We start from the raw sequence: 23,081 nt of genomic DNA, 5'->3' as shown, positions 1-23,081 counted from the left end.
GTGCCGAACCGGCCAACTCGGCGCGACGGGACACAGTAGATTCGATCTTGACTGTCTACGGCGGGGGACTCGTGCAGGACCGAGGTGTGAGTACGTGGACACGCGGAGGCGCACACATGGCTCGGCCCCTCTCCAGACGATCCCTTCTCCAGGCCGCGACTTTGGCCGCGGCCGTCCCCGCGCTCTCCCGGACGGCGACCGGCCGGGCCGCCGCCGCTCCCGCCGCGGCGGCCGTCGCCGCGGGGGTCCTCGACACCCCGTCAGCCTGGACCGTGCGGCCGTTCGGGCTGGAGGACGTGAGCCTCGGCAGGGGCGTCTTCGCCGACAAGCGGCAGCTGATGCTGGATCACGCCCGCGGTTACGACGTGAACCGGCTGCTCCAGGTGTTCCGCGCCAACGCCGGTCTCGCCACCGGCGGCGCGATCGCCCCGGGCGGCTGGGAAGGGCTGGACGGCGAGGCCAACGGCAACCTGCGGGGCCACTACACCGGCCACTTCCTGACCATGCTGGCGCAGGCGTACCGCAGTACGAAGGAGCAGGTGTTCGCCGACCGGATCACCACCATGGTCGGGGCACTGACCGAGGTGCGCGCGGCCCTGCGGCGTGATCCGGCGGTGCTGAACGTCGCGGGGAAGTTCGGGACCGCCGCCGATCAGGTGCGTGGCTCCTACCAGTACGTGGATCTGCCGGCCGCCGTGCTCGGCGGGGCCTCGGCGATCACCCTCTCCGTGTGGGTGCGGCCCACGCACGACGCGAACTGGACCCGCGTCTTCGACTTCGGCGACGACACCAGCCGTTACCTGTACCTGGCCGCCCGGAACCAGGCGGGGGTGCCGCGTTTCGCCATCACGACCTCGGGTGCCGGCGGCGAGCAGGGCCTCAACGGCACCGTCGCGCTGCCGCTCGACCGGTGGAGCCACCTGGCCGTCACGATCGCGGGCGGCACCGGCACCCTCTACGTCAACGGCACGGCCGTCGCGCGGAACACCGCGATGAACCTCACCCCGGCGGCCCTCGGCTCACTGAAGAACAACTGGCTCGGCCGCTCCAACTACGCCGCCGACCCGGTCTTCGCGGGCGCCTACGAGGAGTTCAACGTCTTCTCACGGGCCCTGACCGCCGCCGAGATCACCGAGTTGCAGAGCCACCGGGCCGCCGACGCCTCGACGGGCCGGGGCGACCTCGCGTCGTACGCCTTCGACGAGACGGAGGGCGGCAGCTTCGCGGACGCCTCCGGCCGGAACCTGACCGCCACCCTGCGCCGCACCTGGGGCGGGCCCAGCCACCCCGGATTCCTCGCGGCCTACCCGGAGACGCAGTTCATCGACCTGGAGTCCAGGACCACCTCCGACTACACCAAGGTCTGGGCCCCGTACTACACCGCGCACAAGATCCTCAGGGGTCTGCTCGACGCGTACACCGCCACGGACGACGACCGGGCCCTGGACCTCGCGTCCGGCATGTGCGACTGGATGCACTCCCGGCTGTCGAAGCTGCCGAAGGCCACGCTCCAGCGCATGTGGGGGATCTTCTCCAGCGGCGAGTTCGGCGGCATCGTCGAGGCGATCTGCGACCTGCACACGATCACCGGCAAGCCGGAACACCTCGCGCTGGCCGAGCTGTTCGACCTGGACCGGCTGATCGACGCGTGCGCCGCGAACACCGACGTCCTCGACGGGCTGCACGCCAATCAGCACATCCCGATCTTCACCGGGTACGTGCGCCTGTACGACGAGACGGGCGAGGAGCGCTACCTCACGTCCGCGAAGAACTTCTGGGACATGGTCGTACCGCACCGCATGTACGGCATCGGCGGCACCAGCACGCAGGAGTTCTGGAAGGCCAGGGACGTGATCGCGGGCACCGTCAGCGCCACCACGGCCGAGACCTGCTGCGCGTACAACATGCTCAAGCTGAGCCGGACCCTGTTCTTCCACGAGCAGGACCCGAAGTACATGGACTACTACGAGCGGGCCCTGTACAACCAGGTGCTCGGCTCCAAGCAGGACAGGCCCGACGCGGAGAAGCCGCTCGTCACGTACTTCATCGGGCTGACGCCCGGTCACGTCCGGGACTACACGCCCAAGCAGGGCACGACCTGCTGCGAGGGCACCGGCATGGAGAGCGCCACCAAGTACCAGGACTCGGTGTACTTCGCGCGGGCCGACGGCAGTGCCCTGTACGTCAACCTGTACAGCCCGTCCACGCTCACCTGGGTTGAGAAGGGCGTCACGGTCACGCAGACCACCGGCTTCCCCCGGGAGCAGGGCAGCACGCTCACCTTCGGCGGCGGGCGCGCCTCCTTCACGCTGCTGCTGCGGGTGCCGTCGTGGGCCGCCGCCGGTTTCCGGGTGACCGTCAACGGGCGTGCGGTGTCCGGCACTCCGAGGCCCGGGAGCTACTTCGACGTGTCCCGGACCTGGCGGCCGGGCGACACCGTCCGTATCTCCATGCCGTTCCGGACGCGGGTGGAGAAGGCCCTCGACGATCCCTCCCTGCAGACCCTGTTCCACGGACCCGTCAACCTGGTCGCCCGCGACCCCGCGACGGAGTACCTGAAGGTCGGGCTGTACCGCGACGCGGGACTGTCCGGGGACCTGTCGCACTCCCTCACGCCGGTGCCGGGCAAGCCGCTGCACTTCCTCCTGGACGGGACCGAGTGGGCGCCCTTCTCCGAGGGGACGGAGGATCCGGCGCACGCCTACGTCCGGCGTTTTGAGCCGAAGGTCGTGTTCGGCGGCCGCGACTCCGGTGTCGCCAACCCGGCGAAGGCCGACGGCACCACGCTCCTGGACGACGTCTGGGCCGGGGCGCCGTTCCGGAACAAGGGGGCGCTGGTGTCGCGGGTGCGGTCCACGGTGGACGCGTGGGTGACCGCCGGCCTGCTGAGCAGGGCGGACGGGGACAAGGTGGTGAGCACGGCGGGCGGGGCCTCGTACCGGCCCTGAACCCATGAGCGGCGGGCTGTTCACAGTCGTGGACAGCCCGCACACAGTACGAACTTTTTTGCGGCGGCGGTGATTGTTTCGCCCGCGGCATCCGTACTTCCTGATGTTGGGCCGTTCAATCCCAGGAGGCACGATGCGCATCTCGCGCAGCACCGCAGGAACCGCGTTCGTGGGCGGTGCGCTGATCCTTACGCTCACCGCGCTCGCCTACCCCAGCATGCTGGGCGTGCAGAACACGGCTTCCGGTCAGGACCGCATCATCGCCAACACCCAGTGGGGTCCGCTGACCGAGGCGGACCGCGACTTCGTGGTGAAGGTACGCGCGGCCGGGCTGTGGGAGCAGCCGATGGGGCAATTGATCATGGAGCGGAGCACGTCGCCGGCGATGAAGGAGGTCGCGGAGCATCTGCTCGTGGGGCACGGCCGGCTCGACGCGGGCTGCCGCAAGGTCTCCACGGACCTGGGCATCACCCTGCCGAACGAGCCATCGCCGCAGCAGCAGCAGTTCGTGGCGACGGCGGAGGGCAGCTCCGGCAAGGAGTTCGAGTCCACGGCCGTGACTCTCATGCGCGTCGCGCACGGGGGCATCTTCCCGACCATCGCCAAGATCCGGGCGACCACCCGGAACAGCATGGTGCGGGAACTCGCCGACACGACCAATGACACCGTGCTCGACCACATCACGGTCCTGGAGAAGACCGGTCTGATCAACCACGAGCAGGTCAACCTCCAGATCACCTCCCCGCCCAAGCTGCCCCAGGACCAGACGACGCCCCCGCCGCCGCAGCCGGGTTCGCCGGTCCGTGTACTGGAGATCCCGGAGAACCTGAAGGACCTGCAGACGGTCGCCCCCAACCCGTCCTACGGGGCGCCGCAGCCGACTCCGTCGGCCGGCTGAGCCAGGAACGGTTCGAGGGCCGCACCCCCACGGCGGGCCCCCGGAACCGACTAGGAACGGCGGCGGGGCTTGCCGCCCCTGCCGCCCTTGGGGGCGCCACGCCCGCCCTTGCCGGTGCGCTTCGCCGCCGCGGACCTCTGGGCCGCCGACCTGCCGGGCATCGGCTTTCGCCGGGCGTCTCCCCCGTCGGTCTTGGTGGCGCCCCGCGCCGGATCCTGCTTGCGGCCCCGGGTGCTGTTCACGGTGCGGCCGCGGACGATGCCGATGAAGTCCTCCACCTGGTCCGTCGTCGCGTCCTCGGGCCAGGCCAGTGCCACGCTCGACTCGGGGGCGTCCCTGAGGGGGCGGTGGGTGAGGTCCTTGCGGTGGTGGAGACGGGCGAGCGACAGGGGCACGACGAGGACGCCGATGCCGGCCGCGACCAGTTCGACGGCGTCGGCCGTGGTGGCAGGGCGTTCGAAGGCGGGCCGCCCGGGGAGGTCATCCCAGCCGAGGACGTCGTCGAGGGGGTGCAGCACGATGTCGTCGGCCAGGTCCTCCGGCGCCACCTCGTCGACCGCCGTGACCAGATGGTCCTTGGGGACCACCACGACCGTCTGCTCGGTGTAGAGGGGGATCGCGCTGAAGACCGTCCGGTCGACGGGCAGCCGCACGAGACCCGCGTCGGCGTCCCCGCCCAGCAACTGCCCGGCCGCCGCTCCGGCGGGCACCTGCGTCAGGGTGAGCGGGACATCGGGCTGCCGCTCGTTCCAGATGCGCACCCACTTGCCGGGCATCACCCCGGGGACGTACACGAGCCGGAACGCGGGGGATTCATCCGAGCTTGTCACCGGGCCAGGTTACCGGCCCTGGTCGGGGGTCGCGCACACGCTCGATACCCTTGACGCCATGACGTCGCACCAGAGCACCCAGACGATGAAGCCCGCTACCGCGGCCAAGAAACTGGGTGTGTACCTCGAGGCCACGCCCGCCGAGTTCCGGGAGGGTGTCGTCTCACGCGCCGAGCTGAACGAGCTCCAGACGAACCCGCCGCAGTGGCTGCAGGACCTGCGGCGGGGCGGTCCGCACCCCCGCCCGGTGGTCGCGGCGAAGCTCGGCGTCTCCATCGCGGGCCTGGCCCGCGGGGGCGTCACCGAGCCGCTCACGACCGAGCAGATCGAGACGCTGAAGCAGGACAGCCCCGAGTGGCTGGTGCGGGAGCGCGCCACCCAGGCGGAGGTCCGCAAGGAGACGGCCCGGATCAAGAAGAAGCACGCCGAACGCGACGCCTGACCCCCGGCGCCGCACCTTTTCGGACGGCCCCAACCGGATCTTCCGGTTGGGGCCGTCGTCGTTCTCCTGGGGCTCTTCCGGCCCGGTGTGACGTAGGTGAAAAGTTTCAGCCATGTATTGACATGGCGACGAAGCGATCCGTAGCTTGGCCGATCATTTAGATTCGTGAAGCTCGTTCACGAATATGAACGGAGAACCACCCATGCGGGATCGCCGACGCTGCATAGACACGCGGCTCCGCCGCGGGCGCCGCCTGGCTGCCACTCTCGCTGTCTCGGGGCTCCTGTTCGGAACGGCCGCCTGCGGCGCCGGTTCCGGCAGCGCCCGGGCCGGCGATCCGAACACGCTGGAGGTGTGGACCCGGAGTGATCCGGTCTCCGCGCAGACCTACAAGCGGGTGTTCGCGGCCTTCACCAAGAAGACCGGCATCAAGATCGATTATCAGCCGGTCATGAACTTCGACCAGCAGTTGCAGAGCCGCGCGTCCGTCAAGGACCTGCCGGACGTCATGATCAACGACGCCGCCCTGATGGGCAGCTACCAGGCGCAGGGCCTGCTCAAGCCCATCACCCCGGACTCGATCGCCGGACATGACGAAATCACCGCCAAGTCCTGGTCGTCCACGGTGGGCCGCGACGGCAGGCACTACGGCATCCCGTACTCCCGTCAGGCCATGACGCTGTTCGTCCGCAAGGACTGGCGCGAGAAGCTCGGCCTGCCGCAGCCGAAGACCTGGCAGGACACGCTCGCCCTCGCCAAGGCCTTCGCCACCCGTGACCCCGACGGGGACGGCAAGAAGGACACGTACGGCATGGTCGTGCCCGGCAGCGCCCAGAACGGCTATGTCGCCTGGTGGGGCGCCAGCTACCTGTGGCAGGGCGGGGCGCAGATCCTCCAGAAGGAGGGCTCGGGCTACCGGCCCGCCATGGACTCGGCGGCGGCCGTGCGCACCGTCACGTGGATGAAGAACAACCTCTTCTGCGGCGACAAGGGCGTCGTCCAGCCCAGCGCCCTGACCTCCGTCACCTCGAACACCACCAACTTCCAGGACGGCAACGCCGGGATGTACCTCACCGGCCCGTACAACATCTCCACGTTCGACGAGGCGCTCGGCAAGGGCAAGTACGAGGTGCTGCCCGCGCCCGCGGGCCCGGCCGGCCCCACCGTGCTGGCCGAGGGAGAGAACATCTACTTCGGGTCCCGGACCGGCAAGGCGAAGCAGGAGAAGACCCTGGCCGCCTTCCTCGTCTCCCCCGAGGGCCAGAAGCTCGCCATGACGGGTGCCGACCAGCCCGTGGTGCGCATCCCCGTCAACTCCACGCTCGACGCGGCGAAGGTGCGCGACGACCCGCGCTGGAGCGTGGTGCAGAAGGCGTACGAGGACCACTCCGCGCAGTTCCCCAACGCGCCCGACTTCGCCCCGATCAAGCAGGACACCGCCGATGCGCTCAACGCGATCTTCACGTACTGCGGCAGCGACGTCCGCTCCGGCCTCAAGGAACTCAACGACACCCTCGCCGGTGATCTCAAGGACCAGGAGCTGCTGAAATGACCGCGACCGTGACGACACCCGGAGCGCGCAGAGGCCGGCTCCTCAGCAAGCGGGCCGTACTGCCCTGGCTGTTCCTCGCCCCGGCTCTGCTGCTCGCCCTCGTCTTCAAGTTCCTGCCCATGGGCAAGGGCGTCTGGCTCAGCTTCTTCGACGTGCGGCCCTTCCTCGGTGACAAGTGGGTCGGCCTCGACAACTACACGCGGGTCCTGACCGACCACCGTTTCCAGGACGCCATCGGCCACACCCTGCTCCTGGGCGTCGGGATGTCCGTCGGCGGCATCATCGTCGGCTTCGCGCTGGCGCTGCTGCTGGAGGGCCAGGCCCGCTCGTTGAAGATCATCCGCACCGCCGTGTTCCTGCCCGTCGTCACCGCCACCGCGGTGGTCGGCGAGATGTGGCGGCTGATGTACTACCCGACCTCCGACGGTCTGATCAACAGCGGTCTCGGGCTTCTCGGCCTGGGGCCCGTGCCCTACCTCGACAACCCCGACACCGCGCTGTGGGCGACGATGGCCATGGGCATCTGGATGCTCGCCCCGTACAACATGGTGATCATCCTCGCCGGGCTGGCGGGCGTGGACCGCTCGCTGTACGAGGCCGCCGCGATGGACGGCGTCTCGCTGTGGCAGCGGCTGCGGCACATCACGCTCCCGGCGATCCGCCCCGCCCTCGGCATCGTCCTCACCCTCGCCGCCATCCGCGGACTGCGCGTCTTCACCGAGGTGTACGTCCTCACCGGCGGCGGCCCGGCCGGTTCCACCGACGTCTGGATGACCCGCGCCTACACCCTCGGCTTCACCCGTAACGACATCGGCGGCGCCTCGGCCGCCTCCGTGGTCCTGCTCTGCGTGACGCTGCTGCTCACCGTCACGGTCAACTACCTCCGCAAGAGGGGAGACGTGAGATGAGCGCTCCCGCCATCGACCCCGTCCGGACCCCGGTGACCGACTCTCCCGCGCGCAGGTCCGCCGGGAAGCAGCGCACCACACCCGCCCGTTTCGACACCGCCCTCGGCTGGAGCGACCGGCCGGGACCCGCCTGGGTCCTGCGCGTCCTGCTCTGTCTGCTGGCCCTGGGCGTCTTCGCCGCCCCGTTCCTGACGATCTTCTCCGGTTCCTTCAGCGAGAAGGCCAGCGGTTCGACGCTGTCGTTCCTCCCGCACCACCCGACCCTGCTGAACTTCGAGGTGGCGGGCGAGCGGGGCATCTGGGACTACTTCGGCAACTCCCTGGTCATAGCCGGCGGCGGACTGCTGCTCCAGCTCGGCGTCTGCACGCTCGCCGCGTACGCGCTGGCCCGGCACAAGTTCCGGGGACAGGCACTGGTCCTGACTCTGTTCATGCTGACGATGATGCTCCCCGAGGAGGTCATCGCCATCCCGCTGTCGCTGGTCCTCGGCCATGTGCCCGTGGTCGGTCTCGACCTGAAGGGCACCGTCTGGGGTGTGATCCTGCCGCTCGGTGCCTGGGGCTTCTCGGTGATGGTGCTCACGGAGTTCATGAAGGACATCCCGGCCGAGATCGAGGAGGCGGCCCGGATCGACGGCGTGGGCGAGCTGCGGATGCTGTGGCAGGTCATCCTGCCGCTGTGCAAGCCCGCGCTCGGCGTGGCCGGGGTACTCGGCTTCATCATGATCTGGGACCAGTACCTGCTGCCCCTGATCGCCGCCAAGGACCCCACCGACTACACGGTCACCGTCGCCCTGTCCATCCTGCGCACCGACCCCGAGGTCGGCTCCGGGGTGGTGCTGGCCGGTGCGGTCATCGCCCTCGTCCCCAGTCTCATCGTCTATCTGCTCCTCCAGCGCTCACTGGTCACCGGCATCGCCGCCGGGGCCACGAAGGGCTGACCACCCACCCCACGTTTGAGGGAGACATGAAGTTCCACGGAGTGCTGTTCTTCCCGGTCACGCCGTTCGCGGCGGACGGTTCACTGGACGAGGAACGGCTTGCCCAGCACATCGAGTCGGGTGTCGCCGCAGGGGCGGGAGGTGTGTTCGTCGCCTGCGGCACCGGTGAGTTCCACGCGCTGTCGGCCGAGGAGATCGAGCGGGCCACCCGCGTCGCCGTGGAGACCACGGCCGGACGCGTCCCGGTCCTCGCGGCGGCCGGCGGCCCGGCCCCCGTCGCCCGGGACCAGGCCGCCCGGGTCGGACGGGCCGGTGCCGACGGCATCCTGCTGCTGCCGCCCTACCTGGTCAGCGCCCCGCAGCAGGGGCTGGTGCGGTACGTCCAGGAGGTCACCGCGGCCACCGAGCTGCCCGTCGTCTTCTACCAGCGCGGCACCGCCCGCCTCACCGCGGACACAGCCGCCGAGATCGCCGGCCTGCCCCGGGTCGTCGGCCTCAAGGACGGCATCGGGGACATCGAGCGGATGCACCGCATCGTCCGCGCGGTGCGTGCCGTCCCGGGCACGGCGGACTTCCAGTTCTTCAACGGCCTGCCCACCGCCGAGATGACCGCGCCCGCCTACAAGGGCGTCGGCGTCGAGCTGTACTCCTCGGCGGTGTTCGCCTTCGCCCCGGAGATCGCCCTGGCCTTCCACCGGGCCCTCGCCGAGGACGACGACGCCCTGGTCTCCCGGCTCCTCGACGAGTTCTACGGCCCGCTGGTCGCCCTGCGCGACGAGGTGCCCGGATACGCCGTCTCACTCGTCAAGGCCGGGGTGACCCTGCGCGGCCTGGACGTCGGCGGGGTACGGGCGCCACTGCTCGATCCGACGCCGGAGCACGTCGCCCGGCTCGCGAAACTCCTCGACCACGGCCTGGAGGTGGCCGCCGCATGAGCGCCACGCGCATCCGCGAGCTGATCGTCACGCCGATCGCCTTCAGCGACCCGCCGCTGCTCAACTCCAACGGCGTGCACGAGCCGCTCGCCCTGCGGATCATCCTTCAACTCGTCCTGGAGGACGGCACCGTGGGGCTCGGCGAGTCCCCGGGCGGCACCGCGCGCCTGGAGCGGCTCCAGGCCGCCGCGAAGGTGGTCGTCGGCATGGACGTCTTCGACAGCACCGCCGTGGCCGCAGCGATCGACGCCGCCCTGCTGCCGACCGTGCCCAGCTCCCACGAGCGCGGCTGGACCACCTCGGCGGTGGAGGTGGCCTGTCTCGACGCGCAGGGCAAGCTGCTCGGCCGTCCGGTCAGCGACCTGCTCGGCGGCAAGGTCCGCGACGCGGTGCCGTTCGCCGCGTACCTCTTCTACAAGTGGGCGGAGCACCCTGCCCTGGACGGCCGCCCGGCCGTCGGCGACGACTGGGGCGAGGCCCTCGATCCGGCCGGGATCGTCGAGCAGGCCCGGCTGATGCAGCAGCGGTACGGCTTCGAGTCGTTCAAGCTGAAGGGCGGTGTCTTCCCGCCCGACGAGGAGATCGCCGCGATCAAGGCGCTCGCCGAGGCCTTCCCCGGGCAGCCGCTGCGCCTGGACCCGAACGTGGCGTGGACGGTCGAGACGTCGAAGTACGTCGCCCGCGAGCTCGACGGTGTCCTCGAGTACCTGGAGGACCCGACCAGGGGCATCCCCGGTATGGCTGAGGTGGCGAAGGACTCGCCCATGCCGCTCGCGACCAACATGTGCGTGATCGCCTGGGAGCATCTGAAGCCGGCCGTCGAGCAGAACGCGATCCAGGTGCTGCTCACCGACCACCACTACTGGGGCGGGCTGCGCCGGACCCGTGAACTGGCCGCCGTGTGCGAGGCGTTCGGGATCGCCCTGTCGATGCATTCCAACTCGCACCTGGGCATCAGCCTCGCCGCGATGACGCATGTCGCCGCGGCCATCCCCAACCTCGACCACTCCTGCGACACCCACTACCCGTGGAACTCGGCCGATGACGTCATCGTGCCGGGCGTGCTGGAGCTGCGCGACGGGGCGGTCGAGGTGCCCACCGGCCCGGGGCTGGGTGTCGAACTCGACCACGACAAGCTGGAGGAGCTCCACCGGCGCTACGTCGACTCCGGGATGCGCAGCCGGGACGACACCGGCTACATGCGGCGGTTCCGGCCCGAGTACGAGCTGAAGCTCCCCCGCTGGTGACGGGCGTGCGCCCCTCCCCCGGCCTGGGCGGGGCGCACGGACTCACCTGCCCGACCCGGGCACCTTCAGCCGGTCCCAGGTGACCTTGCCGGGGATGCCGTCGGCGTCCCGGCCGGAGAAGCCCTGCTTCTGCTGCCAGAGTGCGTAGGACCGGCGGTCGGCCTCGGTCCAGTCGGGGCTGGGGCCCTCCTCGTAGTGGCCGCAGCCCTCGGCGACCAGGCGGCGGCCCATCGCCGTGATGACCGGGGACCGCTGCCCGACGTGGAAGAACGCGGCGCCCGGGAAGGGCTCGTAGGACGGCTTGGGCGCCGGTTTCGGGTCCGGGGCGGGCTTGGTGCCGCCCCCGCCGCCCTTCAGCCGCTGAGCGATGCGCTTGCGCATGCCGTCCATGGTGAAACCGCGCGGGTCCACCTTGCCCGGCTGCCACTCCTTGTGGCCGATGACGGAACGTTCGGACCAGCCGTGGTGGCGGCAGATCGCGGCGGAGACCTTCTCGATGGCCTCCTTCTGCGCCTCGGGCCAGGGGTCCTTGCCGTTGCCGAGGTTGATGCACTCGAAGCCGTAGAAGTGCCGGTTGCCGTCGGTGTCGGCCTCGTTGTCGGCCGGGGGCTTCGACTCGTTGATCACGGCGCGCAGGACGTCGCTGTCGCCGAGCCCGGCGTGGTTGGCGCGGCCGTTGCCGACCAGGTGCACCTCGCCCTTCTTGTCGATGACGCCGTGGCACAGCGGGCCGGGCAGGTTGGAGTGGCCGTCGTAGCAGATGCCGACGGACGCGGCGGTGCCGGAGGTGACGGTGTGGTGGATCATCACGCCGTTCACCGGGCCCCACGGGCCCTTGCTGTTGCGGTTGTGGGTGCGCCAGCTGCGGACCTCGTGGACGGTCACGCCCTCCGCGCGGAGGATCTCCACCAGCTTGGACGCGCTCAGCGGCTTGGCCATCAGTTGTCTCCTTCCGCGGCGGCTTCCGCCTCCGCGGTGGTCTGGGACCGCCCTCGCGAGGGGTCCTCGGCGGCCAGCTCCTCACGGCGGGCCTGTTCCTCCGCGGCGAGCGTCGCCTCGTCCGCGGCCGGCATGCTGCTCGCCAGCGGGCCGAAGGCGAGGCGCAGGTCGACCGAGCTGCCCTCGCCCTTGATCAGGGCCAGCGGGGCGAAGTGCCGGGCGATCCCGGCGGGCCCCTGGAGCAGGGGGCGGCGGGCCGGGTCGACCGGCCACTCGACGCTGCCGGTCGCCGTGCGGGCGGGGAGGATCCAGTGGTCGCCGGTGCGATAGGTGCCGCCCTGGGCGAAGTACACCTCCACACCGTCCTCCAGGGGCAGCCACTCCCCCTCCGTGACGGGGACGGCGCCGTCGCGCAGGCCGGTGCTGCGGCCCTTGCGCTTGAGGCCACCGCGGTGGTCCCAGCGGCGCAGGTACGGGTTCAGGTGCGCGAGCCGTCCGACGCCCGGGGCCGGTTCGGCCGACAGGCGGACCCGGCGGCCGGGCAGGTCCAGTTCCTCGACGCGCAGCAGCGGCAGCGGCTCCAGGCGGGAGGCGTAGGCGGTGTCGACGAGCTCCACGTGGTCGCCGACGTCCAGGTCCAGCTTGTCGTCGTGGCCGAGTGACGCCAACTGCACCCAGGTGCCGTCGAGTTCGTCGACGGGGAAGGCCACGGACCCGTTCTCGCGCGACCATTTGAAGGTGGCGTCCTTCGCCTCGCCGCCCTCGTGGACCTCCACCCGGTACAGCTGGTTCTCCGGGCCGCGGTAGCGGGCGTCGGGCTTGACCAGGCACGGGTCCTCGTCGGCGTGGCCGGGCCGCTCGCTGCGCGCGGCGAGCCGGGCCGAGGCGGCCGACTGCCGCTGCGCCCAGCGGGCGAAGGCGGCCCGGACGACCTCCTTCGACGGGTCGCTCTCCTCGATCTCCAACTCGGCGAGGGACAGCGGCAGCACCTGCCAGACGACCTTCACGCGGGCGGTGGTGTCGGGCATGGCGGCGCCGAGGGCGACCTCGCGCAGCGCCGGGTCCTCGGCCGCGCCGACCGAACGCTCCCACACGTTGAGGTAGGCGAGGAACGGGGTCTGGGCGGGCGAGGGCAGCCGGTCGCCGGGCTTCTCCGGGTCGCGGAAGCCGTCCGGCTGGTCCCAGTAGGTCCAGTGCGCGGGCGGCTCCTGCGCGGCCTCGTCGCTCTCCTCGTCGGTGACGGGCACCCCGGCCGCCGGGCGGTCGGCCTCGCACAGGATGCCGTCGACGTAGTAACGCCCGCCGTGGATCAGCAGGGTGTCGATCTCGTGCTTGCCGCCCACGTACTCGATGCGGAAACCGGCGGCGTCACGCGGCCCGCCGTGCGGTCCGATCAGGTCGGCGGCGAGAATGCGGGCCCGGTGGAGCTCGATCGCGGTCTGCTCGTTCAGGTCGGCGTCGAGCTGGACGCGGCCCTGCTGGGCCACGACCGCCGAGTAGTGCCGCTCCGGGCGGAAGGTGGAGCGGGAGAGGTCTGCGTGCATGAAGGGTGCTCCCCAGGTTCGGAAGTGCGGGTTCACAAGGTCGGTGGCGGGTGCGCGCCTCACGTCACGAAGAAGATCCCGGCGTCGGTACCCGCAGGCGTGTACTCGGCGAGCCGGGCTCTGAGGCCGTCCTCGCGCTGCGGCCGGTACAGGTCGTGGAAGGAGCCCAGCTCGGCGCCGTCGTCCGCGCCGCGCCGGATCTCCTCGGGGCAGCGGTCCGCGAGCAGCCCGTACCAGGGGGTGCCGTAGCGCTGGGAGGTGAACTGGGGTTTGGTGTCGGGGCAGCGGTGGCGGCGCGGGGTACGCGAACCGGTGGGGACGTAGGAGTACCGCAGGCAGCCGATGCCGCGCCGGGCCACGTGGAGCCGGCCGGTGAAGACGCTGTTCTCGGCGATCGCCACGGCGTGCGTGTGGATCTCGCCGATGACGGTGGTGCGGTGCAGGTGCAGCACGGCGTGGGCGTGCCGGCAGTCCGGGGCGGACAGGGCCTCGCGGTCATCGGCCGTGGCGTCGAGGACGCTGTCGCGGATGTGGATGTCGAGGGGGTCCTCGCCGACCTCGTCGCCGATGACCTCGACGGTGCCGAGGACGCTGTGCTCGATCTGGAGGCACGCGGTGGTGCGGTCCAGGACGATGCTCGGCTCCTCGGGCGAGTGCGGCTCGCACTCCGGCTCCAGGGACCAGCCGGGGACGAGTGTGCTGTGCCGCACGACGACGGCTCCCATCGCGCCGGTGACGTTGATGCCGCGTCCGGCGACGAGGAGCCCGTCGAGGACGACCCGCGGCCGCTCGTGCGGGGCGCAGCCCTCGGACACCGCGCGGATGTTGAGGGCGTCGGGGCGGTTGCTGTACCAGTCGAGCAGGCGGATGACGGGGCGGGTGCCCTCGGCGGCGCGCAGTTCGAGCCGGTCGCCCGGGTCGAGGTCGAAGTCCAGCTGCTCCTGGTAGGCGCCGCTGTGCGTGATCTCGATGACGCCGGCGGGGCCGGTGCGGTCGGCCCGGCGGTCGTGCTGCCAGGCCCGGTAGGCGTCCATGATCTGCCGGTACGGCTGTCCGGGCCCGACCCGGTACACCTCGGCGTCGGGGCGGGGTTCGCGGTCGCGCCGGTACTCGCCGCCGCCGAGGTCGGCCGCTTGGGCGTAGTGGTAGTCGACCCACACGCCCTGCCGGGGCGCGGACCGCGAACCGAACGCGATCCGGCCCAGTTCCGGGTCGACGGCCACCTGGCCACGCCTGGGCCGGTAGCGCCAGTCGGACAGGTCGGCGACCACGATGTCCGAGGGTGGTACAGGGTGGTCCTCGCCGTCGAGGCGGATCACGAAGCTCTTGCCGGGGCCGTAGTAGTCGAGCAGCCGGTCGTGCAGGAGACGGCGGGTGACGAACGCCGGCACGTTGTCGACGGTGGCGATGTGCGTCGGCGAGGGCTCCGGGAACGGCTTGGTGACCAGTGGGGTGTCGTTGCCGAGGATCGAGAAGGTGTAGAGGCTGCGGGCCCGGTCGACGCAGTAGGCCGGGGTCCGGGTCAGCGGGTACGCCTTCAGGCGCCACACGAACAGCGCGACGCCGGCCGGGGTCCAGCCGCCCTGACGGTGCCGGGACTCGGCGCGCCGGACGTCGGCCGTTCGGGCCGCGTTCGCGAACGGGCCGCCTCCGAGGGCGAGTTGGGCGCCGTCACGCAGATCGGCGAGCCGGCCGCGCTCCCCTCGGTGGGTGCCGGTGCCGTACAGCTTGACAGGCTGCGTGTGGGCCACCTGCCGGGACAGTTCGACGGCCCGCGCCGGCCAGTCGGCCACCTGCGCGGAGAGTTCCTCCAGGAGGTGCAGGGTGCCCTTGCGGCGGCGGTTCGCGACGGTGGCGGCCACGTCCCGGCGCGGGGCGACGGCCTCGGCGAGGGCGGCCCGGCCGCCGACGTGCAGGCCGGTGGTGAGGACGCGCTCGTAGCCGGGCAGGGTGCGGTAGCCGACGAGGTCGCCGAGGTACGGCAGCACCCAGGGGGCCGCCGTCTCCACGAACAGGTCCTCGTAGCCCTGCTGGACGCCGTCGCGCACGCGGTCGATCTGCTCGGAGATCACGGCGAGCAGCGCGCGCAGCGGCTCGCCCTCCTCGGTGTCGCGCAGCCGGTGCCAGCGGGGCAGCAGTGCGGCGAGCCCGTCCGGCTCCCGGGGTGCCACCGGGGCCGGTGTCTCCGACCGGGTGTCGGGGGACATCACTTGACCTCCGTCAGAATCAGGGTGTCCGCGGCGCGGGGCGACAGCAGTGCGAGCTGGGCCGGGCGGATGCCGCGGAAGACGTACACCGACCGGCCCCTGGGCAGGCGCCGGGTGTCGGTGATGTCGGGGTTGAGGCGCAGCAGTTCGGCGAGCGGGACGCCGTAAGTCGCGCAGACCTCCGAGAGGGTTTCGCCGTTCTCGGCGCGGACCGTGTGGATCTTCTCGTCGTACGTCGCCGGGTGCGCCGGGACGGACGCCCGGGGCGGGCCCGGCCGGGTGAGCAGTTCGGTGAGCTCCGCCGGGGTGGCCGAGGCGGGCACGCCGGTGAAGACGTCGACGTCCACGTAGTCGACGCCTGGCACGGTGTGGGCGGTGGCCAGGACCTCGGAGAGGCGGGCGGGCCGGCCCAGCTCGCGGCCCTCGAAGCCGAGCCGGTTCAGCAGGGCCTGCCGCAGTCGCGGTTCCACGTACCGCCAGCTGTGGTCCGGGGCGACCTTCACCCGCGCGGCGATCAGCAGCAGCACCGGTTCCCGCGCGTCGACCCGGACCGGCAGGTTGGCGTTGCCGTACTCGGTGAGGGCGCCGCGCAGGGCGCGCAGGGTGTCCGAGTCGGGGGCGATCGGCACGTCGTCGGTGCCCGCGACCGTCACGTGCAGCACGCGCCGCCGCCCGTCGAAGAGTTCGCGTGCGGCGGCCCGGCCGATGCCGGCGCGGGACCGGGCGAAGTCCTCGTAGTCGGACTCGGAGACCAGCCGGTCCAGGGCCGAGACGGCCAGCGGGACCGTGCGGCGGGTCAGCCCCGGGCCGTCGGCGTCCGCGCCGCCGGTGACCGGGCGGGGGTTGGTGACCGCCGTGACGCCCAGGGGCCGGGTGAGGGGCTGGGTGACGCGGTCCGCCGGGACGTTGGCTGCTTTGCCGGTGCCGAAGCGGTAGCGGGCCCGGACGTTCTCGTGCCCGGAGGGGAGGCGGGCGCCGTGGACACCGTCGCCGAAGGTCACCGTGGTCCGGCCGTCGGCGGTGGCACCGGTGATGTGGACGCGCTCGGTGGGGCCGCGTCCGGCGAGGCTGTCCACCTCGTGCCAGAGCACGCCGTCGACCCGGATCTCCAGGACCGGGGTGGCGCCCAGGGGGTTGTCGTCGGCGAGCCAGGTCAGCGGGGACTGCCAGAGCGCGAAGGTCTGGTTGACCCGGTCCGAGTCGCCGCTGCCGATGGCCTCCTCGCGGCTCTCGCCGTGGGTGGCCTCGACGACGTTGCCGAGGACGCGGACCGTCTCGCGGCGGTAGCGATGGGCCAGATCCCCGGTGAGGACGAGCCGGGTGTGCACGCGGTCGCCGGGCAGTCCCGGATCGACGGCCGGGTCGGCGGCGGCGATCGTGACCACCTCGGTGGCGCGCACCCCGGCCGTGCCGGGGATGTCGCTGCGCTCGCCCGCCACGATCAGCGTGCGGCCTGGCCGCAGTCCCTCGTACAGCTCCGCGAGTTCGATCTCGTTGCCGTGCACGTCCTCGCCGAGGGGTTCGTCGGCGAGGCGCAGGGGCTCTCCTGCCGCGAGCACGGTGGTGTCGCGGATGTGCGACAGGAGCACATCGAACTCGTCCAGCCAGGGGTCGGCGAGGGTGAGTTCGGTGCCCCGGCCGGTGATGCCGTAGTTGGTGCAGGCGGCCGTGCGGGCGGCGACCACCTGGGTGGTGACGAACGCCAGCTTCGGGTCGCCGGGGACGACCTTGCCGGCGCCCTTGGCGGGCCGCTGGATCGCCACCCAGCTGCCGACGGTGATGCCCTCGTGGACGGTGTCCAGCTGGAGGGTGCGGCGGTTGACGGGCTCCGGCTTGCTGGCGATGACGACCTCGACGCCGGGCTCGGCGCTGCCCACCGTGTACCTCAGGCCGACCTCGTAGTCGCCGTGCGTGAACTGCTCGCTGCCGCCCGGCCGCAGGGCGATCTGCTCGGACGTGCCGTTGTGGATGCCGATGTGGACCAGGCCCTCGTCGTCGGGCCGGGACACGAAGAGCGTGCGCTCGGGCAGGCCCGAGTGGAGGCGGGCGGTGACGCCGGGCTCCTGGGAGTCCGCCGGGCGCCGGTTGAGCCAGCTCAGGTCGCGGTCCTGGCCGGAGCGCACGGACAGCTCGACCTGGCCGGGGCCGAGCGTGAAGGTGACCGGCTGGGCCACGGGCAGGTTCTCGGCGCGCTGATCGGAGCTGCTGCCCTCGACGTACTGGAACTCGGCCTTGACCGGGGTCTTGCCCGCCGTGTCGTACACGACCCGCACGGTCGCCAGCACCGCGCCGGTCAGCGGCCAGTCGGCGGTGCGGATGACCCGGCCCCGGTCGTCCTGGACCGGCTTCAGCGGGGCCGTGGCACCGAAGGGGGCCGCGGTGACGCGCAGGGCGAGCAGTTCGCGCAGGAGCTGCGGGGCGCCGGGGGCGGCGGCCGTGCGCCAGGCCGGGTGAAGGCTGCCGAGGGCGGGGTCGAGGGCGGCGAGGAGGCGGGCGGTGTCGGTGCCGGGGAGCTGACGGGCGGGGGTGCCTCGGTGGGTGGGGGCGGTGGCGCGCAGGGCGGGAAGTATGTCGCCCAGCGCTTTCAGCGCGGCGGCGCGCGAATCGTCCTCAAAGGGCGCGGACCGTGTCGATGTGCGGCTCCGCCGCGTGGGCGCGACCAGCACCGACGGCGCCGCAGAAGGCCGACCCCCCGTCGAGGCACCCTCCGCGTCCGTCTGAGCAGGTGCCAACCGCAAGGCTCGTTCGGCCAGTTCCGTCAACACCGCCTCCAACTGCTCGAACCACTCCGCCACGTCTTCATACGGCTCGGCCAGCACCTGAGCCTCACCGAGACGGGCAACGGGTTCCGTGAGACGGGCCACGAGCCGCTCGGGCGTCTTCAGCCCGTCCAGGTCGTCCCGCAGGGGCTCCAGGACCTGGTCCTCGAAATCCTCGATCAGCCGGCTGACCGGGCGCGGGTTCGGAACCTCCGGGGTGGGCGGTTCCTCACCCGGCTCGCCGGGCTGCGCGGGCACGGCGGTCCACCGCCGCACCTCATCGACGAGTTCCTTCAGGGTCGGCGGGGCCGACTTCGGCAGGGAGATCGCCGTGATCTCGTCGTCCCGGTCGACGCGGACCTTCGCGATTGGCAGCAGTCTGCGCTCACCACCGGCCTGTTCCCCGAAGACGAAGAGCAACTGGTCGCCGGCCCGCAGGGAGTTCCCGGTGCCCTCGACGAACAGTTCGGAGCGCTTCTCCAGGTCCTGCGGGGTGATCAGCGAGGGACGGCGGCGGCGGACCCTCAGCTCGTTGAGGTCCCAGCGCGCCACGAGGTCCCGGCCGGTCTCGAAGGTCAGCGACTCCTCGTCCGCGGATGCGGGCACGCTGTGGCTGCGCGCGCCGCGCGGGATCAGCACGTTCTGGGCCTCGGCCCGCGGGTCGCGTTCGAGGGTGTACGCCAGGTGCGTGGCGGCGGCGACGCCGGGGCGCGGCCGGTGCCCGACGAGCCGGCCGAGCAGGACCAGGGAGCGGTGCTCGTTCGCGGTGCGGAGATACGCCTCGTCGGCGATCCGCTCGGAGTGGAAGGTGAGCAGGTCTCCAAGGACCGCGGTGGCGTCGAGCAGGCCGATCGCCGGGTCGTCCGGGGTGCGGACGGTGAGGTCGTTCAGCGCCGGGTAGGCCGGCGAGGCGAGCCGGTCGAGCAGGGCGGCCAGGAAGGAGCCGTACTCGCCGACGCGGTAGTCCAGCGCGGTGCGGCCGGGCGGGTTGTGCACCGGGGCCGGCGCGAGGCGCTCGTCGTGGCCGCCGCGGCAGGCGCCGCCGCAGCCGCACTCACCGGTCGCGGTGACCGGGTACGTGTCCGTCATCGGGCACCCCCCAGGGATATCGCCAGCAGGCCGTTCTCCGGCCGGTCCGGGTCGTTGTCGCACAGGGCGATCTCCAGCGGGCCGAGCCGCAGCACGCCGTCCTCCCTCTCTCCTCGGTCCGGTCCGGACAGTCGCCGCAGCCGGGTGACCTCGACGCTCTCCACGCCGGGCACGGCTGCGGCAACGGCGACCAGACGGCTGAGCCGGACCGGTCCGGCGAAGGTGAGCGCGTCGGGGTGGAAGAAGCCGAGCCGTCCGCCGGGCAGCCGCCCGCTGCCGAGCACGCGGTACAGCTCGGCCAGGATCTGTCCGTGCTGGTGTCCGGGCGCGGCGCACACCGTCAGCGCGATGTCGAGCGGCACCAGCCGGGCGGGCCCCACGACGAGGTCGTGGCCGATACGCCGGTACGCCTCCAGGGCCTCGGCGACCGAGTCGAGCAGCTCGCGCGACGGCTCGGCGGTGCCGTCGGCGTCGATCGCGAGGTGCGCCTCCTGGGTGCTGCCGGTCCAGCGGAGTTCGGCCGCCGCCCGCCGCACGCCCGGCAGGGCACCGGCCAGGGCGGCGTAGTCCTCGGCGGTGACCGCGCGCAGCCGGGTGCGGCGCAGGTCGAGCGGGGCCAGCTGGCGTACCTGCTCCACGGGTTCCGGCCGGGTTCCGCCGGTGGCGGGCAGCGGGTTGCGCACAACGACGGCCGGCACGTCGCCGTCGCCCTGCACCACGAGGTGGTTGATGGCCTCGGCGCCGACGTTGCCGACGGTGCCGCCGCCAAGCCGGTAGCGCAGTTCCAGGCGGGAGCCGGGGGTGGGCCGGGCGCCGTGCCGGCCGTCGCCGAAGCGCAGCGCGAGGCGCCCGTCGTCCTCCAGTTCGCCGACGAAGTGCTTCTCGCGCGGACCGCTGTCGAGCAGGTCGCGGCGCGGCACCCAGGTCTCGTCCGCGCCGTGCGGGCGTACGGCGGGCAGCGCCCGGCGCGGGTCCTGGACGAGCGCGGCGCTCGCCGAGCCGCGCAGCACCGTCTCCTCGGGGTGGAGTCCGGTCGCGTAGGCCGGGCCCCAGGCGTGGGCGATCTCCCAGGCGATGTGCCCGTCGAGGACGGTGCCTGCCCGGGCCCGGGCGGCGAGGACCTCGACGCGGCGCAGCTTGGTGTCGAGCAACTGGTCGCTCCGGTACAGCAGTTCACGCAGGGCACGGACCGGGTGGCGGTGCAGTTCGAGCCGCTCCAGCACGCTCAGGCCGTAGATCACGGCGAGTTCGGCGATCTCCTCCCGGCCGAGTCCGTCCCGGTCGCGGGCGCTGCGCCACAGCTCGACGAGCCGCTGCCGCACCCGTCCCGGGATCGCCGCGATCCGCTCGGCCTGCCCGGCGGCGACGGTGCCGGGGTCGGGGAAGGGCTCCGCCTGGGTGACGGGCGTACGGGCGAGGACCGGGCGGAAGCGGGGCGCGATGCCCGGGTGGACGGACTGGGCGAGCAGGGTGTGGAGCGCGGCGGACTGGGCGTACGCCGTGCCGGGCACGACCTGTTCGTGCCGCTGGCCGGCGCTCTCGAGCCCGAGACCGGCGCGGTTGGCCGCGGCCTCGCCGACGACGTCGAAGAGCTCGCGGACGTCGTCGGGGACGAGCGCCCGGCCCGACCGGGTCCGGTCCGTCAGGGCGTTGATCAGGCGCGCGGGCGCGTTGCCCTCCTCGGTGTCGCGGCAGCCGAACTCGGGAGGGTCGCACGGGGCGACCACGGCGGGTACGGGTGGCACGGTGACCGTCTCGGGGAGGCCGGTCAGGGTGCGGCCGTGGTCGACGAGGACGACGTTGCCGCGGGCCAGCGTGACGTCCTCGACGGGCAGGCAGTCGCGTCCGCCGCGGGTGGTGAGGCAGAGCGGGAAGCGCAGCGCGTCCTCGGCGGCCCAGGTGACCTCCAGGACCGGCTGGTCCTCGATCCGGTCGAGGCCGGGCGTGACGGAGGTCAGGCGGACGGCTTGGCGGTGGGCGGGGTCGGCGTCGCCGGGGGTGCCGGTGCGCGGGCCCTTCACCTCCTCCAGGACGAGCACGTCGCCCGGCCGGAGGGCCAGCCGGCGTTCGCGGCAGGTCTCGGGGTCGGCCCAGGCGTCCCGCAGGGTGGCGGCGGTGGCGCCCTGCGGCAGGGTGCACACCTCGCCGCCCCAGGTCCACAGCCGGATCGTGTTGTGCGCGACCCGCAGCTCCAGCGGGTCGGTGGCGACGACCGGTTCGAAGACCTCCACCGAGCCCCGTTCGTCGAGGTCGCCGAGGTCGGCCTCGTCGATCACCGTGCCCGGCTCCGGCCGGTCGTGCGGGTCGAGAGTGCGCACGTCGACGGAGGCGAAGCGGAACGTGCCCGGGGCGAGGGTGAGGTCGTCCGCGGTCCGGACGGTGACGTACGCGCGAGCGTTGCAGCCGTCGTGCATCGCGTAGTCGATGAGCCGGACGTGGCGGCGTACGGAGACCCGGCGGCGGGCGGTGTCGAGGTAGGCCTCGGTGGCGACCGCGTCCTGCTGGTAGCTGATCTGGTCGCCGGTGTGGGCGAGGAGTTCGACGAGCGTCATCCCCAGGTCGGCGGGGTTGCGTTCGACCCAGTCGGGGGTGGTGAGGGCGAGCCGGTCCAGGAGCAGCTTGCGGATCGTTTCGTAGTCGCGGGCCGTGTAGTCGATGACGGGCGCGGCGGGGAACGCCGGCTCGTCGTGCGGCTCGTCCTTGCAGTCGAAGGCGGTGGGGCAGTCGGTCCGGAAGGAGAACGTGGCGCTGTGGTAGCGCTGGTCGAAGCCGCGGTAGGGCTCGGTGCCGGGCCGGCCGTAGGGGTCGGTCTCGACGAGGGAGAGCCGGTAGCGGGAGGTGTCGCCGGCCCGGTCGAGGGTGACGTGGAGCCGGTCGTCGAGCTCCGGGTCCTCCTCGCGTTCGACGCTGACGTCGACGGCGGTGATGCCGGTGACGCGGCGCCCGCCGTCGATGCGGACGTTCTCGGGGGCGAGGCCGTGCGGGGACTTGCCGAGGAAGGTGACGGTGAGCAGCAGGCCGTCGTCGCCGGTCTCGATGGTGTCGACTCCGTTGAGCCGGGCGGCCCTCACCTTGCTGCGGCGGGACGCGGTGGTGCCCGTCGTCATGCGGCGGCCCTCCCCTCGAAGACGTCGTCGCGCTGTGCGCCGGTGGCGCGTACGGCGTACGACAGGTACACGCGGACGGAGTGGTCCTCGCTGACGATGTCGAGCGCCGTGACCTCCATGAGGTCGCCGAGCCAGCGCTGCAGCGCGGCCTGCACGGAAAGTTCGAGCGTGCTGATGAGCTCGGGGCTGTTGGGCGCGAACACCAGGTCGAGGAGCCCGCAGCCGAAGTCGGGGCGCATCACGCGTTCGCCGGGGCTGGTGAACAGCAGCTGCTCGATCAGGTCGTGGACGTGTTCGCCGTGGCCGGCGTGCGCGGTGCGGCCGCGGCGGTCGGCGCGGAAGGGGAACGCGATGTCGGAACGGGGCGCGGCGGCCCGGCTGGTGGGACTCATCGGACGGTGACCTTTCGCTGCGCTGCCTGGACGACGGGCGGCCCCTGCGGGACGAAGGCCGCGCTGAAGCACTGGGCCGCGGAGGTGTCGAGCAGCACGGGTGAGCCGTCGACGGTGACACCGGTGCCGGCGGCGGTCCAGCGGACCGTGACGCATGGCGAGGGCACCCGGTCGACGGTGTGCGGGCAGCCGGTGACCATGTAGCTGTGCGCGGCGGTGCCGACGGCGGCACCCGCGACACGTACGCCCCCGGCGGGTGGTGTGGCCGCGGTGACCCGGCCGCCGTGCGGGCAGCCGATCACCGTGCCCGCGTCGAGCAGATTCCCGGACAAGATCTGATCCC

Annotated in this window: 16 protein-coding genes; 8 read left to right on the top strand and 8 right to left on the bottom strand. The window is 72.3% G+C overall.

The genetic code is table 11. The features are described 5' to 3' along the window. Positions 1-116 precede the first annotated feature (116 nt). The gene (locus tag ABZ016_RS36775; protein WP_356921081.1) at positions 117-2,948 is read left to right on the top strand and encodes a beta-L-arabinofuranosidase domain-containing protein; all 2,832 of its coding nucleotides are present in this window, start codon (positions 117-119) and stop codon (positions 2,946-2,948) included. 133 nt (positions 2,949-3,081) lie between these two features. Then, positions 3,082-3,846, top strand: coding sequence for a DUF4142 domain-containing protein (locus ABZ016_RS36770; protein WP_356921079.1), 765 nt, complete (start codon positions 3,082-3,084; stop codon positions 3,844-3,846). Between the two features lie 50 nt (positions 3,847-3,896). On the opposite strand, the gene ABZ016_RS36765 is transcribed toward ABZ016_RS36770, so the two are convergent. Continuing rightward, the gene (locus ABZ016_RS36765) at positions 3,897-4,676 is read right to left on the bottom strand and encodes a LysR family substrate-binding domain-containing protein (RefSeq protein WP_356921078.1); all 780 of its coding nucleotides are present in this window, start codon (positions 4,674-4,676) and stop codon (positions 3,897-3,899) included. A 58-nt stretch (positions 4,677-4,734) separates the two neighbouring features. Between ABZ016_RS36765 and ABZ016_RS36760 the strand changes: the two genes are divergently transcribed. The 6 genes from ABZ016_RS36760 (at position 4,735) to ABZ016_RS36735 (ending at position 10,701) form a co-directional block, all read left to right on the top strand. Continuing rightward, entirely contained in the window at positions 4,735-5,118 is a 384-nt protein-coding gene (locus ABZ016_RS36760) for a DUF5997 family protein (RefSeq protein ID WP_356921077.1), read from the top strand. Between the two features lie 202 nt (positions 5,119-5,320). Beyond that, complete coding sequence (locus ABZ016_RS36755) at positions 5,321-6,670, top strand: sugar ABC transporter substrate-binding protein (protein WP_356921076.1); 1,350 nt, start codon at positions 5,321-5,323, stop codon at positions 6,668-6,670. Continuing rightward, a complete protein-coding gene (locus ABZ016_RS36750; protein WP_356921074.1) occupies positions 6,667-7,578 on the top strand; it encodes a sugar ABC transporter permease in 912 nt (303 codons plus the stop codon). Before ABZ016_RS36755 ends, ABZ016_RS36750 begins: the two co-directional genes overlap by 4 nt. Then, positions 7,575-8,519 (top strand): carbohydrate ABC transporter permease, encoded by a 945-nt coding sequence (locus tag ABZ016_RS36745; RefSeq protein WP_356921073.1) that lies wholly within the window; start codon positions 7,575-7,577, stop codon positions 8,517-8,519. Before ABZ016_RS36750 ends, ABZ016_RS36745 begins: the two co-directional genes overlap by 4 nt. A 26-nt stretch (positions 8,520-8,545) precedes the next feature. Then, complete coding sequence (locus ABZ016_RS36740; RefSeq protein ID WP_356921072.1) at positions 8,546-9,454, top strand: 5-dehydro-4-deoxyglucarate dehydratase; 909 nt, start codon at positions 8,546-8,548, stop codon at positions 9,452-9,454. Continuing rightward, the gene (locus tag ABZ016_RS36735; protein WP_356921071.1) at positions 9,451-10,701 is read left to right on the top strand and encodes a glucarate dehydratase family protein; all 1,251 of its coding nucleotides are present in this window, start codon (positions 9,451-9,453) and stop codon (positions 10,699-10,701) included. The genes ABZ016_RS36740 and ABZ016_RS36735 overlap by 4 nt, the downstream gene beginning before the upstream one ends. Positions 10,702-10,743: 42 nt before the next feature. On the opposite strand, the gene ABZ016_RS36730 is transcribed toward ABZ016_RS36735, so the two are convergent. From ABZ016_RS36730 to ABZ016_RS36700, 7 genes are read right to left on the bottom strand one after another with little or no spacing between them, the layout of a single operon-like run. After that, on the bottom strand, positions 10,744-11,640 hold the full coding sequence (locus ABZ016_RS36730) for a peptidoglycan-binding protein (RefSeq protein ID WP_356921070.1): 897 nt from the start codon (positions 11,638-11,640) through the stop codon (positions 10,744-10,746). Continuing rightward, on the bottom strand, positions 11,640-13,184 hold the full coding sequence (locus ABZ016_RS36725) for a DUF6519 domain-containing protein (protein ID WP_356921069.1): 1,545 nt from the start codon (positions 13,182-13,184) through the stop codon (positions 11,640-11,642). The genes ABZ016_RS36730 and ABZ016_RS36725 overlap by 1 nt, the downstream gene beginning before the upstream one ends. 59 nt (positions 13,185-13,243) lie before the next feature. Then, positions 13,244-15,391 carry a hypothetical protein gene (locus ABZ016_RS36720; protein WP_356921068.1) on the bottom strand — a complete coding sequence of 716 codons (2,148 nt, stop codon included), beginning with the start codon at positions 15,389-15,391 and terminating at the stop codon, positions 13,244-13,246. After that, a complete protein-coding gene (locus ABZ016_RS36715; RefSeq protein ID WP_356921067.1) occupies positions 15,391-19,239 on the bottom strand; it encodes a putative baseplate assembly protein in 3,849 nt (1,282 codons plus the stop codon). The genes ABZ016_RS36720 and ABZ016_RS36715 overlap by 1 nt, the downstream gene beginning before the upstream one ends. Further along, complete coding sequence (locus tag ABZ016_RS36710) at positions 19,236-22,346, bottom strand: putative baseplate assembly protein (RefSeq protein WP_356921066.1); 3,111 nt, start codon at positions 22,344-22,346, stop codon at positions 19,236-19,238. The genes ABZ016_RS36715 and ABZ016_RS36710 overlap by 4 nt, the downstream gene beginning before the upstream one ends. Then, on the bottom strand, positions 22,343-22,738 hold the full coding sequence (locus tag ABZ016_RS36705) for a GPW/gp25 family protein (RefSeq protein WP_356921065.1): 396 nt from the start codon (positions 22,736-22,738) through the stop codon (positions 22,343-22,345). The genes ABZ016_RS36710 and ABZ016_RS36705 overlap by 4 nt, the downstream gene beginning before the upstream one ends. Then, positions 22,735-23,070: a hypothetical protein gene (locus ABZ016_RS36700; RefSeq protein ID WP_356921064.1), complete on the bottom strand. Its 336-nt coding sequence runs from the start codon at positions 23,068-23,070 to the stop codon at positions 22,735-22,737. The genes ABZ016_RS36705 and ABZ016_RS36700 overlap by 4 nt, the downstream gene beginning before the upstream one ends. Positions 23,071-23,081 lie beyond the last annotated feature (11 nt).

It is taken from the genome of Streptomyces sp. NPDC006372, from assembly GCF_040612515.1.
Classification (GTDB): Bacteria; Actinomycetota; Actinomycetes; order Streptomycetales; family Streptomycetaceae; genus Streptomyces.
Note: the sequence above shows the minus strand (reverse complement) of the source record. Positions and strands in the feature narration are given on the sequence as shown.